Origin of the sequence: Chryseobacterium sp. W4I1, assembly GCF_030816115.1 — a bacterium.
Lineage (GTDB): Bacteria > Bacteroidota > Bacteroidia > Flavobacteriales > Weeksellaceae > Chryseobacterium.
In genome coordinates this window covers 453,457-467,784 of record NZ_JAUSXQ010000001.1, presented here as the reverse complement: position 1 = coordinate 467,784, position 14,328 = coordinate 453,457, and the positions used below count along the sequence as shown (strand labels likewise).

14 protein-coding genes and 3 tRNA genes are annotated in these 14,328 nt (G+C 31.1%); 4 read left to right on the top strand and 13 right to left on the bottom strand.

What is annotated here, in order from left to right; genetic code table 11:
• Window positions 1-111: 111 nt before the first annotated feature.
• The 8 genes from QF044_RS02210 to QF044_RS02175 form a co-directional block, all read right to left on the bottom strand.
• The gene (locus tag QF044_RS02210; protein ID WP_307263124.1) at window positions 112-960 is read right to left on the bottom strand and encodes a hypothetical protein; all 849 of its coding nucleotides are present in this window, start codon (window positions 958-960) and stop codon (window positions 112-114) included.
• Window positions 950-1,441 carry a hypothetical protein gene (locus QF044_RS02205; RefSeq protein ID WP_307263121.1) on the bottom strand — a complete coding sequence of 164 codons (492 nt, stop codon included), beginning with the start codon at window positions 1,439-1,441 and terminating at the stop codon, window positions 950-952. Before QF044_RS02205 ends, QF044_RS02210 begins: the two co-directional genes overlap by 11 nt.
• 31 nt (window positions 1,442-1,472) lie before the next feature.
• Window positions 1,473-1,844 (bottom strand): hypothetical protein, encoded by a 372-nt coding sequence (locus QF044_RS02200; protein ID WP_307263118.1) that lies wholly within the window; start codon window positions 1,842-1,844, stop codon window positions 1,473-1,475.
• 15 nt (window positions 1,845-1,859) lie between these two features.
• Window positions 1,860-2,249, bottom strand: coding sequence for a hypothetical protein (locus QF044_RS02195; RefSeq protein WP_307263117.1), 390 nt, complete (start codon window positions 2,247-2,249; stop codon window positions 1,860-1,862).
• A 418-nt stretch (window positions 2,250-2,667) separates the two neighbouring features.
• Entirely contained in the window at window positions 2,668-3,930 is a 1,263-nt protein-coding gene (locus tag QF044_RS02190; protein WP_307263113.1) for a hypothetical protein, read from the bottom strand.
• A gap of 194 nt (window positions 3,931-4,124) precedes the next feature.
• Window positions 4,125-4,385, bottom strand: coding sequence for a helix-turn-helix domain-containing protein (locus QF044_RS02185; RefSeq protein ID WP_307263111.1), 261 nt, complete (start codon window positions 4,383-4,385; stop codon window positions 4,125-4,127).
• A 102-nt stretch (window positions 4,386-4,487) separates the two neighbouring features.
• Entirely contained in the window at window positions 4,488-5,615 is a 1,128-nt protein-coding gene (locus tag QF044_RS02180; RefSeq protein ID WP_307263108.1) for a hypothetical protein, read from the bottom strand.
• Window positions 5,616-5,624: 9 nt separating this feature from the next.
• Window positions 5,625-6,830 carry a site-specific integrase gene (locus QF044_RS02175; RefSeq protein WP_307263105.1) on the bottom strand — a complete coding sequence of 402 codons (1,206 nt, stop codon included), beginning with the start codon at window positions 6,828-6,830 and terminating at the stop codon, window positions 5,625-5,627.
• Window positions 6,831-6,950: 120 nt separating this feature from the next.
• On the opposite strand from QF044_RS02175, the gene QF044_RS02170 reads away from it, so the two are divergent.
• Window positions 6,951-7,042: transfer RNA gene (locus QF044_RS02170), tRNA-Ser, on the top strand.
• A gap of 222 nt (window positions 7,043-7,264) precedes the next feature.
• Here the strand turns inward: QF044_RS02170 and QF044_RS02165 are convergent.
• The 3 genes from QF044_RS02165 to QF044_RS02155 all read right to left on the bottom strand — a co-directional run bounded on the left by QF044_RS02165 (window position 7,265) and on the right by QF044_RS02155 (window position 10,147).
• Window positions 7,265-8,212 (bottom strand): alpha/beta fold hydrolase, encoded by a 948-nt coding sequence (locus tag QF044_RS02165; RefSeq protein ID WP_307263103.1) that lies wholly within the window; start codon window positions 8,210-8,212, stop codon window positions 7,265-7,267.
• A gap of 340 nt (window positions 8,213-8,552) precedes the next feature.
• Window positions 8,553-9,389, bottom strand: a complete 837-nt coding sequence (locus QF044_RS02160) for a T9SS type A sorting domain-containing protein (RefSeq protein ID WP_307263100.1) — start codon at window positions 9,387-9,389, stop codon at window positions 8,553-8,555.
• Between the two features lie 395 nt (window positions 9,390-9,784).
• Entirely contained in the window at window positions 9,785-10,147 is a 363-nt protein-coding gene (locus QF044_RS02155) for a hypothetical protein (RefSeq protein WP_307263098.1), read from the bottom strand.
• Between the two features lie 675 nt (window positions 10,148-10,822).
• Between QF044_RS02155 and QF044_RS02150 the strand changes: the two genes are divergently transcribed.
• Window positions 10,823-10,897: transfer RNA gene (locus QF044_RS02150), tRNA-Pro, on the top strand.
• Window positions 10,898-10,929: 32 nt separating this feature from the next.
• Window positions 10,930-11,003: transfer RNA gene (locus tag QF044_RS02145), tRNA-Arg, on the top strand.
• A 665-nt stretch (window positions 11,004-11,668) separates the two neighbouring features.
• Here the strand turns inward: QF044_RS02145 and QF044_RS02140 are convergent.
• Both QF044_RS02140 and QF044_RS02135 read right to left on the bottom strand, forming a co-directional pair.
• On the bottom strand, window positions 11,669-12,544 hold the full coding sequence (locus tag QF044_RS02140) for an AraC family transcriptional regulator (RefSeq protein ID WP_307263096.1): 876 nt from the start codon (window positions 12,542-12,544) through the stop codon (window positions 11,669-11,671).
• A 560-nt stretch (window positions 12,545-13,104) separates the two neighbouring features.
• Window positions 13,105-13,182, bottom strand: coding sequence for a hypothetical protein (locus QF044_RS02135; protein WP_307271904.1), 78 nt, complete (start codon window positions 13,180-13,182; stop codon window positions 13,105-13,107).
• A gap of 673 nt (window positions 13,183-13,855) precedes the next feature.
• On the opposite strand from QF044_RS02135, the gene QF044_RS02130 reads away from it, so the two are divergent.
• Window positions 13,856-14,320 (top strand): PA2169 family four-helix-bundle protein, encoded by a 465-nt coding sequence (locus QF044_RS02130; RefSeq protein WP_307263093.1) that lies wholly within the window; start codon window positions 13,856-13,858, stop codon window positions 14,318-14,320.
• Window positions 14,321-14,328: the final 8 nt, after the last annotated feature.

Here is a 14,328-nt window from a genome sequence, read left to right as displayed (position 1 = left end):
AACCATTAACTCTCTGTCATTACACTAATGTACATAACAAAAATTCCCTCTGAAATTGGAGGGAATTTCTCTTTTTAAAAACATAGTAAAGGTCTATGCTTGTTTTTTGATTTATAAAGAACTTCTTTCAGTAGTAACAGCTTTGTAATTTGGATAGATTTTGGTAAACTTTACTAACTCCTCAAAATACCTGTCATACCTCCTGTTCAACGAAACCATTTTTACAAGGTCTTTCATTTCACCATTAATCAACTCATCAAACCATTTTTCCACAGTGTTCCCCAAAAATCCCCCTAAGAGTTCCTTTAGATGAGGATTTATGAAATAATTAATACTGAATTGCCCTAATGTATTACAATTTAATTGTATCCTTGTAAAAGGAGTAACAAATTCCTCAACTCTCGAACAGTTACCCCAATGTCCAGTTTCAGTAAAATTACTCTCAATTCTTACTCTCAAATCCTCACCCTCTAAAAAGCCTTGAATTTGTATTAAAAACTCTTTTATGGTATTGAAGTATTGCTTTGTATTTTTATTTGATTTTTGAGCTTCTAAAGAAGCAAATCTAACAAGCCTTACATTATGGTATATATCTTCGTAAAAATTAGCAAACATTACTGGATTCAAATCAGGAATGTTAACTTTCATTTCCAAAAACTCAGAAACTATCAGTTTTTCAATATACTCACCGTTTGCAAAACCACATTTTCCAAGTGCTGTTTGGTTTTCCTGAATTTCAATACTAGTTGGATAAGCCTTTTTACGGTTTACATTTCCCTTTTTATCAACTCCGTTCCAAGCCAAATAATCTATTATCAGCATTTGAAAAGGTGAAGGACTGTAATAATGATACGATGAAACTGGTAAAATATCCCTTTCCTGTTCATCTATCGGAAACAGCCAGCTAAGAAATTTTAAATAGCTCTGTGTAAACATTCCGAAAACATTATTAATATTCATTTTCAGAAGAATTTATTGACAAAATACTTTCCCTTGCTTTACTTGCATCAGAGTAAGAATTAAACGTTTTAATCTCTCTTCCAATTATTTTTTTATAAATACTCTCCTTGCTAAGTCTTAGCTTTTTCTCTGCTTCATCTAATATTTTATATTTTTCATCCTCATTCATATCAGATGAAGTTTCAAATATATCAGTAGTCAAAACATATTCATTTGATGAACCACCAATAGTACTAACCACATCAAACCGTACAAAACTGTATGTAGCTGTTTGTGATTCATATTCTATTGGTTTTTCTTCATAAGTAGGTTGCTGGACATTAAGCTGCTGAGAATCAATCTGAGTACTATCATTAATCGTAGAATAATCAATTGTATCAATACTATTTGTATTTTGATTAGTATTTTCAATCTTTTCCAATTTGCCTTGACATGCCAATACTGTGGTAAATAAAATAATAGGGATAGTTTTTTTAATCATGGGTAACTTTTTAGATGTGATGAAGTTTGTTTTAGTGAATTGTTACTAAATTATTGTACATTGAATAATTGCCATAATAGCCCCGCTCTACCACCATAATTGTTTTTGATTTTGATTTACTTTCAAATTGAACTTTGTTTAGCTCATTTTTGTCTTTAAAGTAAATAATATAAAAAGTTGGTGATGACTTAAAGGGGTGTTCAATTTTAGAGATTTTAAAGATTGATTTATTTTCTATAAATAATTTATTATCAATATCAATTATTATTTTAATATTCTCATTTTTATCTCCAATGTATTTACCTTTTCTATATTCTGATGACTTTGAAGATGAGTAAATGAATTTTTGTGAGCTATACTTTATAAAAAACAAGCTAAACATGAGGAATAAATATTTTTTCATTACCTGTAGTTTTAATTATTCTTTATCTAAGGTTATATTACCCCACTGAATCTGTGTAGAACTTATTTTGTGAAATTTATAAGTTCCACCTGAAGTACCAGCAGTGATTGTGAAATTATAGTCTGTATCACTTATCACTTCATCTACTTTAGCTGTCTGATTTGAAGCAGCAGTTTGTGTTAGAATTGCTTTGTAACTTGTTCCATTCATTACATAAATAAAATCATCATTTGTAAATTTATAATAAGATGTATTACCTACTTTCCAAGAACCCTGAACCCATATAGGTGGATGGAAGTATTGAGTTGTTACTGGATTGTTCTGTTGTAATGAAGAGTCATCATCGTTATTAGAACAGCTAACGAAAAAAATAGCCACTATAACTACTAGAAATAAATGTTTCATATCAAATAATTTTTAATTGTTTTTAAAATTAATCTTAAATAACCCTAAACAATTATGGGTTACCATAAAGGCACAAAAAAAAGCAAGTGGGTTCTCACATGCTCTAGTCTTGTTGGCTCGGCAAAGCCATATCACATAAAACAGGATAGCCACTTGCCATATGACATGACAAGCGTGCTAAACTATTTGCATTTTGTGATAAGGTTGAATTTTGCCGATTCACAAGACAAAAGCAAAAGTTTACACTTTTATTTTTTCGTTGAAGTAGTGAGCAAAGATATTAATTCATTCTGAATGTTTAAAATCTATTTCTTGTAAAACATCCTTTTATATAGTTTCAGAATGAGAAAACTCCTTTTTATAGGAATTTCTTAATACTGGAACCCAACAAGGATAATTCCTTAGAATTTGCACAATCCTAAGCAGGAACAGTCACTAACTTTTGTATTTGTTTCTTAGCATTGAAAAACTGTTGAATGCCTTCAATTTCATTTCTATACTCTTCTATTAAAATTATGGGTAAATATTTATTTATGGTAGTTGGTGAAACTTTGGTCTCTTCCAAAATATCTTTTATTTTAAATTTTCTGCACTCACTCAATAAATCAGAAAAAGCATGACTAATCAATTGTTTTTTTTCTTCCCCTCTGCATTTGTTCAGGTAAGTTATAGCCAGTTTTTGCTTTTCTCCTTTCTGGAATTGTTTTTGTGGGTCAAATAAAAATCTCCTAGCTGCATTATTATAAGGTATAAATTCACTTCTTTTACCCAGAACAGTACTGCAAATAGTTTGTATTTCATCATTCTTCATTGGAACTATACAACAGGAACTATTTATTTTACTGATAAATCCAAAAAGCCTGTTATCTTGTAACTCTGGATTTAAAGCAATGATTTTAATAGCAATATTTGAAAGAATATGATTTCTTTGCCCTTCCTTGATAGTTTTAGGAATAACAACACTTGAATAATATAGTTTACCATCTTTTAAATCGCAGACTCCGTTTTCATCATAAACCCTGTCCTTTTCTGCTATTTTTTCCTGTAAATTATCATATCTGATTGGGGTATTTTCTCCATTCCATATATAACTATTAAATAATATATCTTTACTAATGGAATGGTGATTTTTTTTAACATCAGCATTATCAACACTAGAATAACAAGTACAATCAAAAGTATGTGCATTGGGATTATAGTAAACATTGGGGTCATAAGATAAAATATTTGCCCTAACCATATCACCAGCCTTATAATCAAAAGGGATATTCAATTGTCCTGCAATATCCGTAAATGCTTCCTTAAAGTTGTTTTTATTAACTCCCGAGACCTTAACAAGACAACCGTAGCCAGTACTACTTACACTTTTCCAGTATGCAGTAAAGTAATTTTTATTAAACTGAAAATCTAAATTATTATCAATATCATAGTAAATATAGCCTGTTGATTGAATAATATTTTTAATCCTTCGTTTACCATCGGTGGTAAAATTCCACAAAATGAGAGGCAACTGTTTTTTTATTGAATTAAACTCTGGTGTCCCTTTTTGTAAGGCTCTGAGTTTTTTAATTTCTTTTACTTCAGGTCTGGAACTATCTTTTATATAGTCAACTACTTGCTGAATTTTTTCAATGGTTTTTGTAGAATTTTTAGTAAAAAGGTTTGTGAAGATTTTGAACATTGTTTTATAGGTTTTAAAACAACGAACCATAGAAAGGCTGAGGTTTGAACATTTATATGTTCCGAATCTGGATTTACTCCTTGTAGCACCGTGCCCGAAGATCGGTTGCTGTTACTTTGGTTTAACTAAAGTACTTCTATGGATTCGTATTGGTTAAAATTTAATTTCTGAAAGATTTGTTTACGGAATTTATTTTAGGAACCTCTAAATTTCTTTTCTAAGTCATTTACTGAAAGCTTACCCCCTTTTATCCACTCATCAAGTTCCTGTTTTGAATACAGCACTTTCCCTTTTGTAGGATTATAAAACGGAATTTTACCCTCTGAATTCATTTTATAGAGGGTAGAAACTTTGTAGCCTAAATATTTTGCAGCTTCCTGAATAGTTAGAAAAGTCTTTCTAATAGATTGAGAATAATAGTGAGAATTTGATTTGTAATAGTTCATTTGTTGCATTTGCCCCATTTTGTTTTAATTTTTATTGTTATTATGGTGCAAGTATCCTAAAATTTTAAATCCTTAAAAATGCCTAAGCACAAAATAGGCAGAAAACAGGTATTAAAAATTTAGTTCTATTACATGTTTTGGAGGCTTTTCATCTCTGAAAAGAGTTTTTTGTACAGTATTGGCTGTAAAATCTTTAATACTTCCCTTGTATGTATATAAAAAGTTTTCTATTAGCCAGTTTTGAACTGTAGTTTTTGAATTAGAAATAATAATTTGCCTATTATAAAGCTCTTTTAAAAAGTAGGTCAGACAGATACCAGACTGATTAAATACAATTTTGCTTCTTGTACTGGTGCTTTCAGAATCCAATAGCTTTTTTAATAAAGACTGAGAATTCTCAGTAAAATAAGGCTTTAACGCGATAAATACTTTTTCTCTGAACTCCTCTTTAAAGCTCAGATTCAAGTTAAAATCCTTCAAAACTTCCTTTGTGAAATTTTCCTCTAATACAAATGCAGTAGAAGCAATATTTTCAGCATTAGATTCAGTTTTCTGAATTTCGTTTATATATGAATAATAGTTGAGTGTATTCTCACTTTTCAGGAATTCCAGCCTTTTAAGTAAAGATTGGTTAGCTAATGTAAGTTTTTGTTTTAATACAGAATTAGAATCCTCTAAATTGAGGCTTCCAATATTCTGAAACTTGACCGTTCCTAACACTGAATAATAAAGATATTTTATAAAAATTTCCTTTTCTACTTTCCTCAAATAATCCTCATATCTGGAAATTTTAAATTCAATACTATGTATAGGATACTTACTATTTAAGACCTTTTCAGAATAAAGTACCATTGGCAAAGAAAAAATTTCACCTTTCTTATTTCTAAAATTTAATTTTAGAAACAGTAGAATGTTTATAATAGAAAATGTTATTTCTTTTTCGAAATTTTTCAGTTCTAAATTTATAGAATTATTATTAAAATGGGTGATTTTCGGAGCAAATGGAAAACTTAACTTCCAGTTACTATAACTCTTTAACCCCCATTTTGAAAGGCTTAAAAGCACTTCAAAAAGCCTTTGTTTCTTTGATTTCAGGAATAGATTATACAATTCCTGATTAAGTCTTTCTGAAATATTATCAGTTTTGAAATTTTCAAAAAAATCTGCAAATTCTTTTTCAGTTTTTAATTTCGTTACTTCAAATGAAGCATTAAAGATTCTATGTATATCACTTAACATATTACGAAATTACAGAATTCCTTTAATAATTTCCTGTGTTTGTGAAGTTTGAAGTGATTTTATATATCCCTCTGTTGTTTTAACACTGTCATGCCCCAATAAATCTTTTATCACTTCAATAGGTACTTTAGTGTTATACAGCTTATTTGAGGCTGAATGTCTTGCAACATACGTGGTTAGATTACTCTCTATCTTAGCTAAAGTGGCTATTTTCTTTAAGTTATTGTTAAAAACTGTTATAAGCTTATTACCTCTATTAAAGATTCTATTATCTGTATCATGTCTTTTTAAAAGGTAAGGAAAAACATAATCATTGTTTTCCTTTGGATAATTATTAATCAGCTCTAAATAAGGTTCTATTTCTGGAAGTCTGGGAATTTCAATTAATTTACCCGTTTTGCTTCTGATGTACGAAATCTTATCCCTTTTAATATTAGAATATTTCAGCTTTATAACATCTTTAAAATTAATTCCCAGAGCATAATACGAAAACATAAAAGTAATATAAGACAGCTTCAAATCAGGGTATTTGTTATACTCAAACCCCTTTAGCTTTTCAATTTCATCATTTGATAAAGCTATAAGGCTCTGAGTCCTTTTTTGCTTGATTTTGATTGATGTAAAAGGGTTTCTGTCAGTAGCCAAACCCAATTCTTTTAATTCGTTGAATCTTGCTTTAAAACTCCTCATTCTGGTGCTACCATCGGAAGTACTTGTTTTCTTAACAAAATCGTGGAACTCTTTTACAAAGTCACCATCAATCTTATAAACAGGTAACCTCTTTCCTGAAAACCTGATTAAGAAATTCTTTGTATCACGAGTAACCTTACCATTGCCTGGGCTTTGTCTTTTTATGCATCCATCCAAAAACTCTATAAAATCTACATTCTCATTGACAGCTATTTTTTTCTCAGATTCAATCAATCTGGAATACTCATTTTTCACATCAATTGCCCAATATTCTTTGCCAGTAGCTTCGAGCTTGTTAATAATATCATTTAACTCTCCTTGAATTTTATTCAGGAAACTATTAATGTTTTTGTAATTGCTGTTATTTCTTTTAACAATGTTATTGGAAGTATCCCAGTCATTCTTATCAATATAGATTTTAGAGTATATTTCAGCAGATTTACCATCGTGGTACACTCTAAAAACAATAGGATAAAAACCCTCATTGTTAGGCTTTGTTTTTAATGCTCTTTTGATTGTTGCCATATCTTTTTATATTTAGGTCAGGTAAAGGTAAGGTCAGTTTTCAGGTCAGCTTTACAGTGCAAAAATAGTAAAAAGAATAGATATAAAAAATACAAAATAGATATATAATATACTATTTAAGAGATTTTTAGAATAACAAATCTAACTATATAAAAATTACAGCAGTCTGCCTTCTAAGCAGACGGTCTCAGGTTCGAATCCTGACGCGCTCACTTAATCACAATCAAGTCTTTACAGTAATGTAAGGACTTTTTTATTTTTACTTGGATACAATTGTTTGCTACGAAAAAAAACACAAATAATTCTTAATAACTGGTGTTTTTCTGCTATCAGACCTATTTTATGTAGTGAAGGCATCGAAAAAAAATGAAAATGGCAGATCATTTTAAAATGATCTGCCAACTGCTGTATGATCAGTACTATTTATACCCGATCTATTGCTCTAAAAATTCCAGTGCTTTATTCAGGAATACCTCATGGTTCTGATAGAAAGCAGCGTGTCCAGAGTCGGAGAATTCCAGGAGTACAGAATTTTCTAAGTTTTGCTTCATATTATAAGCATTTTGGATGGATATAGGCAGGTCTTTATCACCATGAATGATGAGAACAGGCTTTTTTATCATTTTTATCTCTTCCAGCGCACCTGCATCAGGTTGAGCCCATGCCAAAACAGCAGTAAACTGTGCAGCGGATGTAGCGTCGCTCAGAAGAAGATCTCTGTCGGTCGTACGTAAATACACCCTTGCAAAGGACGCTTTTCCCGCAGCAATGCTTTTATCTGAATCAGTAAAACCAAATTTTAAGTAAGATTCTTCCGAACTAAGCCCAGCTGTTCCAGCAATGATGCTGGGCAGGTTGGACAGACCAATTGCCCCTTTAGGCCCACTATCCGCTAAAATAATCTTGTTAATAAGCTCAGGTTCCGTCAAAACGATTCGCTGCGCTACAAAGCCTCCCATTGAAAATCCCATGATATTAACCTTTCCCAGCTTCAGTGCCTTAATGAAATCAATAGCATCGTTCGCCATTGCCTGCACAGTATTGGGAGTAGTTCCTTTTGAACTCGCAACCCCTTTATTATCGAATATGATGATTTTATATTGCTTTGCAAAGCCATCTGTGACTGCCGGATCCCAATCATCCATTGATCCTCCTGTTCCCGGCAATAATACTAAGGGGATGCCACCTTCCTTACCCCAACTACGGTAAGCAAAATAAGTTCCTTTGACATTGATAAACCTTGTTTTTGCATTGTTATGATTTACTGCCGGTGTTTCTTGCCCTGTTGGAAAATCATTATCTTCACTACAGGAGATTGTTACTGCTGAAAAAAGACTTGCACATATTGCACTTGCGATCGTAAATTTTCTGATTGCATTCATGATATTTTTTTTAATAATTATGAAGCAAACATATCGCATACTGCATTAGCATATAACCACAAAATGGTTCAACCGGACATTTCCAGTTATAAACCAGACATTTTATAGTTTGAAAAAAATAAGGGACTTTAAATTTCATTAGGAACAATTTCAAAATATATTATATTTATCAACAATTGATAAATTAACATACGTTTCATCATGTGACGGTTCTGGACTTGAGTCTTCAAAAATAAAAAACTGTTTCCAGCACGTATTTTATTTGTGACTATTAAAAATTTAAAAGCACCTCTAAGAGATGCTTTCTACTAATAAAATTCAGTATTGTAATACGATCTTTCTATTTTTTTATCATTTTAAATGGTTCTGTATTTCCCTTCTCAGTTTTACCCGAAATGATATACATTCCATTACTCAAACGTGATACATTGATATTTCCGTTATCCGCATCTACTCTATTCGTCAGTACTTTTTTTCCGGCTGCATCGTAAATATTGATTTCCTCCATTCTTTCATCACTTGTAAAATTCAGAACCTCTTTAGCTGGATTTGGATAATATTTAATTAATATTTTCGCCAGTTTTGAAATATCATGGGTACTTAAATCATCATTGCTTATTGTAACGCCATCTATTAATGTTGAATATCCCTGAGCATTTTCACATTCTATAGCTACCTGATAAATATTAGGAGGCATGCCGATATTTGCAAAATGAAACCAGGAAGCAAAAGGAGGCTGAAATCCCAACAATGTTATCCAGGGATCTGTAGCTGACATTCTGTAATAAATTCTAACCCAGTTTGCATTCCCATTCAGCTGTGGGTTAATAAGGTAAAAACTAATTTTTGGAGAAGTAAGACCAGCCGTATTAAATGGTGGACTCACCAGTTTTGTTTTATCTGCAGAAGAAGTATTGGCCGGAAAATTAGCAAATTTGGTTCCTTCAAAAGCGGTTACTCCTACACTTCCTGTAGTTGCAGTGGCAACAAAAGTCCAGTTTACATTGTTTGTTTCGTGTATTTGTGTCCAGCTAACTCTTGTTGGTGAACTATCTTCAAAAGTTTCCGTCCATGGAAATGCAGAAATCTGAGCATTAAAACCAATTGACGAAAACATCAATAAAAACACAAAAAACTGACGATTCATCATAATTTTAAAAAATAAATTTGTTCTCATTATTAAATAATTAAATATTAAATTCGCAACAAATATACCAATTAACAATAAAATAATCATAGTAATTAACAATTTATTAATATATATTGAAATTTTAAATAAATATCCAATAAAAAAACCACTATAAAAAATAGTGGTTATCATAATTTTAAATAAATCTTATCTTTATATTATTTTGAATTCTTCAATCGACTTATTGGTTATATTACCCTGCTTATTGAGGCCTCAATCCTTGTGGAATTAATTTTTTAAGCTTCAGTTTTTACTCAATCTACCTTTCAACATTTGAGTTATCATTATTTTCGTTTGTGGGTTATCTTCTTTTTACCCTTTTGATGACCTATTATTTTCTTATTAAAAACCATCTACTAACGAAAGTTCTTTTTGGGAAGTTCCTATTTTATATCTGTTTCTTTTACCAGAAGCTGATACAGATTTTCCAATTCTTTCGGAGGTATACCTGAATCAAAAGTTGAGGACTGGTAAACCTTACCGTTGACTGTAATGGATACAACAGAAGATAAAGCCCTATCAGTAAACCGTCCTTCTGAAGGAGCCTTTAATGAAGCTATTTTATCCAGATCAATAAGGTCTGTTTGATGTATGATGCTTGCCCAATCTTCATCTGATACTATAGAATTTGATACATTCCCATTTACGGATACGATTTTAGAACCGGGAGTAAACGTCATTTTCCTGTTTGTCCCTCTGGTTTGTTCTGTAACCTCTACCTTTTCAATCTTATCCTTTTTTTGCAAGCTATCCTGAGTGCTTTGATGTGGGATATTTTTTTGCTGTGATATACAATTTATGCATAAAAGCAGAGTAATTAACGTAATAAAAAATCTAAAACTCATTTTGTTTATTTATTGAATGCAGATCAAAAATCATGACAAAAAGAAACATACCTGTGAAATTAATTAAAATATAACCCCGTGATAGGTAAAACTACTTTAAATTACCGATAAAATAAGAACTGCTTTGAACCTTTGATTGCATGCTGTTGGTCAGACTGTAAAATCCGAAGCTCTTGAAGATCATAAAATCTATGTAGCTGAACAAAGGGATATATTTTATTGCGTTCAAAAATAATAAGAAAACAGAAAGCGCAAAATTTATAAAAAAAATAAATTAAATTTTATCCCGCATTTTTTGCGACAATAATTAATTCTCTGGAAAATTCCGGGAATTTTTTTTTATTTATAACACAACCCCGAAAAAATTAAAAACTTAGAAGGCCTTAATTATAAAACACTGATATTTAATGTACAATATTATTAGTTCTGAAAAATCTACTATTTCCCATCACCATTACCATTAGATTCAGATTATTTTAATTAATCTTTTCTGCAGAAATATTTTTATTATTCAAAAAAAGATTCTATCTTTGCACTCGCAAAAACGAAGTAAAATTTGTTTAGATGACCACCAATCGGGGCGTAGCGTAGTCCGGTCATCGCGCCTGGTTTGGGACCAGGAGGTCGCAGGTTCGAATCCTGCCGCCCCGACAGTTTTAGTAATTTTTTCAAAATTATTTAATGGGTGCGTAGCTCAGCTGGATAGAGCATCTGCCTTCTAAGCAGACGGTCTCAGGTTCGAATCCTGACGCGCTCACTAACTAAGATAAAGTCCTTACAGCAATGTAAGGACTTTTTTATTTTTGCTCAGGTATGGGTTAGGGACAGGTATTAAGATGTTCTTACATTCAACAGATGCAAAGGTCAACACAAAATCGCGGGCACACGAACAAATATTTATTCATTTTCCGAAATTATTCTACCAAATTTCCGAAAAACAACAAAGTAATCTTCAGAAACAGCAATAGTCTAATTGTAGATTAAAATGTGAAATTTAAATAAGGCACCTATGAGTTTTTGCTATTTTTATTGAAATAGCTAACCTATATCTCAATGCGGAATATGACTATTCAAACAATAAATTGATCATTTTTATGCGCCTTTTTATCAATACCTGTGATTGAAAAAGACCTAATTTTGTACTAATTAAAAAATAAATTCAGTTTAGACGAAGCTGTTGATTTATTTTTTTAAAAATAATTTTTTTTCATCATTTGTGTTTTAGCCACACCTAATATAGATGGTGTGGCTTACTTTATTTCAAAAATATCAAAGACAATTTCCTCAAGAAAATTAAGTCTATTGTACGCTATCAGAAAATTCCGCTGAAATTATGTTACACTAAATTAGCTTAATAATTTAGTTAACTATTAATACATTTTTAAAGCCTTCTAAGTTAATTGATGTAAAGTGTATCATGAATTATTTTCTGGATGAAAGGGATCTAAATTGCGATGGAGTGAAACCTGTCTTTGATTTAAAAAACTTAGTAAAATTAGTTACCTCTTTAAAGCCTAGCTTGTATGCAATTTCACTTATACTTTTTTCATGGTAACAAAGATTCCTTTTGATCTCCAGAATCATTCTGTTTATCAACCATTGTTTTGGTGTTTGGTTTTCTTCCTCTAGAAAAGCAATTTGAAGTGTTCTCAAAGTCACATTTAAGTTTTCTACATAAAATTCTAGGGTATATCTTTGATGGATATTTCTATTAACCATAGACTTGAATTTTGACAGTAAAAGCCTGTTCTTGGAAACAGCGAGTTCGCTATTTCTATATTCCGATAAGTTTTCTCCGATTAGAAGGATATTAAACAGATAGTTATTTAAGATGGTGGGTTGTGCTTCGTAATAGGGCCTGTTGAGCTCATCACTTATAAATCCAAACAACGAGGAAATCTCATCAAATCTTTCCCCTACATTAAAATAAGGCAAGTTCAATGGATCATTAAACAACACCGTTTGTCCAAAAAATTGGGTCTGAAATAGATTATTTCTGCAAAAAAAATCTTCAGTAAAAATCAACACCTTACCCTTGAAATGACTAAGCTCATGGAACTGGGTAACTTGATTTTGAGTAACAAAAAGCATACACTTTTGCTCTATATCAATTGTGTTAAAATCTATTGTATGCTTTCCCCCGCCTTCTTCGAAAAGATAAACGACATTAAATTCCGTTCTATGCGGCTGAAATAGTTCCGTAGGCCGTAGTAACAACAACTCTGATATGCTTTTAGTGTTGATATAAGAAATACCATTATCGGCATTGAGAAATGGCTCAATTAGAAATGCTTCCATTAGTATATTTTTATATAAATGAAACGGTTAAAGCAGTAATATATTTATACAATTTTTATTTCTTTTTTGAAATTATAATAAGTCTACAAAATGCTACTAAAGCGTGCTTATATTTCAAATAATAAAATTTGCTATAGAAATTCCGCTAACATTGCCACATACATCAAAAAAAACTGCATCTATACCGATGCAGTTTATACACAAATGATAAAAAAATATCTAGGGTCTCTTATGTCCCCAATCATGAGTATATTTAACTCATTTGATTGCTGCTACAAAAATAAATCCTACAAATGAATTCATTTTATAAAAAAGCGCATATAAAAGGTAAAAAGACGAAATAAAGAAGATTATCAATTTTATCCTTTCCGTTTTGAATCACACACACAATGTTCTTATGCTTCCACAGTTTGCCATAATACCAAGATTAAGCATTCTCAAGTAAATCTATAATACTAATTCTGATTGTAATAAACCTATAATTTTATTTTGCAAAAAAATTAGCTATTCGCAAATAGAGCTTTTTTTAAGCGCTAATGCTCCTTGCTTTAATAAAAACTTCACAGCTTCAATAGATCATAATCATGAATAAATCCATTATAAGTCTTGATAGATGTTGGAACACCAGCTTCATCCAGCTTTCTTGCATACGCTAAGCCTTCATCGAACAGGATATCATTTTAGGCCAACTGTACTAAAGCAGAGGAAGCCCTTTAAGTTTTTCTAATGGTGGATTGAATGGGGTAGCATAATATTCCTTGCGTTTTTCAGTGTCAGGAAGATAAGCAGATTGTTATATTTACAATAATTCACAAGCCATTCCCACTAGCTGCATTGGAAATATCTTTTCACAGCCTGTTCATCTGTACTGACTCGTATGTACAGAAAACGGCAGGCATGACGTGGTTGTATTATAAAATTCGTTATAATTTAAAATGTAGAAACTATATAATATTTATTAGATCAGAATGTGAGTTTAGATCTTTTAAATCTTTTTAAAAAAGCTAATAGCATATGATCCAAATTATAAAATAAGTTCTAAGCGTTTATTAATTTTAAATATTGACTATCTCGAAAAAAGAATAGCAGAAATTTTACTTTTTCGGAGGTCAGAAAAAGCTCATCAACCGCATTCATTAATATATTTTAACCGAATATAATAGTCTATTTTAAATGCTATGTGAGTAGATAATAGAACAATTACCAATATTAATTAACATGAAAAAGCATATCGTTATTGTTGGTGGCGGATTTGCCGGAATCAATCTTAATTAATAACAGCAAAATAAAACCATTACAAAAAATTATATTATGAAAACAGAACAAACCATATCCGTACTTAATGATTTGCTGCAAATCACGAACGACAGAATAGAAGGATTTGAAAAAGTGGAAGGAAAAATATGGGAAATGTATCCTGATATCAAAGATGAATATGACCGGATGATCTCTCAGTCAAAAATCATGAAAAATGAGCTGATGAATCTGATCATTGAAAAAAATGGAGATCCTAAAGATTCAGCTTCACTTGCTGGAGCAGTCCACAGAACATGGATTGATATCAAAAACTCATTTACGTTAGGTACTATCGAAGAATCTACCCTTGAGAACGTGGTATTTGGAGAAAGAGCTGCGATAGAAGCTTATCAGGCGGCCCTTGACAGTGGAGATCTCTGTGAAAAAAGTAAAAAAATTGTTTCAGAACAATTGCAGAAGCTGAAGGAATCCTACCATCAGTTTAAAAAAATTGAAGAATATAAAAAGAGAGAAAATTAAATTTTAAA

What these genes read in the sequence shown, in the direction of transcription:
- QF044_RS02195 (WP_307263117.1), bottom strand. Translation starts at nt 2,249, where the DNA reads ATGAAACATTTATTTCTAGTAGTTATAGTGGCTATTTTTTTCGTTAGC.
- QF044_RS02140 (WP_307263096.1), bottom strand. Translation starts at nt 12,544, where the DNA reads ATGGAAGCATTTCTAATTGAGCCATTTCTCAATGCCGATAATGGTATT.
- QF044_RS02210 (WP_307263124.1), bottom strand. Translation starts at nt 960, where the DNA reads ATGAATATTAATAATGTTTTCGGAATGTTTACACAGAGCTATTTAAAA.
- QF044_RS02165 (WP_307263103.1), bottom strand. Translation starts at nt 8,212, where the DNA reads ATGAATGCAATCAGAAAATTTACGATCGCAAGTGCAATATGTGCAAGT.
- QF044_RS02190 (WP_307263113.1), bottom strand. Translation starts at nt 3,930, where the DNA reads ATGTTCAAAATCTTCACAAACCTTTTTACTAAAAATTCTACAAAAACC.
- QF044_RS02185 (WP_307263111.1), bottom strand. Translation starts at nt 4,385, where the DNA reads ATGCAACAAATGAACTATTACAAATCAAATTCTCACTATTATTCTCAA.
- QF044_RS02200 (WP_307263118.1), bottom strand. Translation starts at nt 1,844, where the DNA reads ATGAAAAAATATTTATTCCTCATGTTTAGCTTGTTTTTTATAAAGTAT.
- QF044_RS02175 (WP_307263105.1), bottom strand. Translation starts at nt 6,830, where the DNA reads ATGGCAACAATCAAAAGAGCATTAAAAACAAAGCCTAACAATGAGGGT.
- QF044_RS02180 (WP_307263108.1), bottom strand. Translation starts at nt 5,615, where the DNA reads ATGTTAAGTGATATACATAGAATCTTTAATGCTTCATTTGAAGTAACG.
- QF044_RS02160 (WP_307263100.1), bottom strand. Translation starts at nt 9,389, where the DNA reads ATGAGAACAAATTTATTTTTTAAAATTATGATGAATCGTCAGTTTTTT.
- QF044_RS02205 (WP_307263121.1), bottom strand. Translation starts at nt 1,441, where the DNA reads ATGATTAAAAAAACTATCCCTATTATTTTATTTACCACAGTATTGGCA.
- QF044_RS02130 (WP_307263093.1), top strand. Translation starts at nt 13,856, where the DNA reads ATGAAAACAGAACAAACCATATCCGTACTTAATGATTTGCTGCAAATC.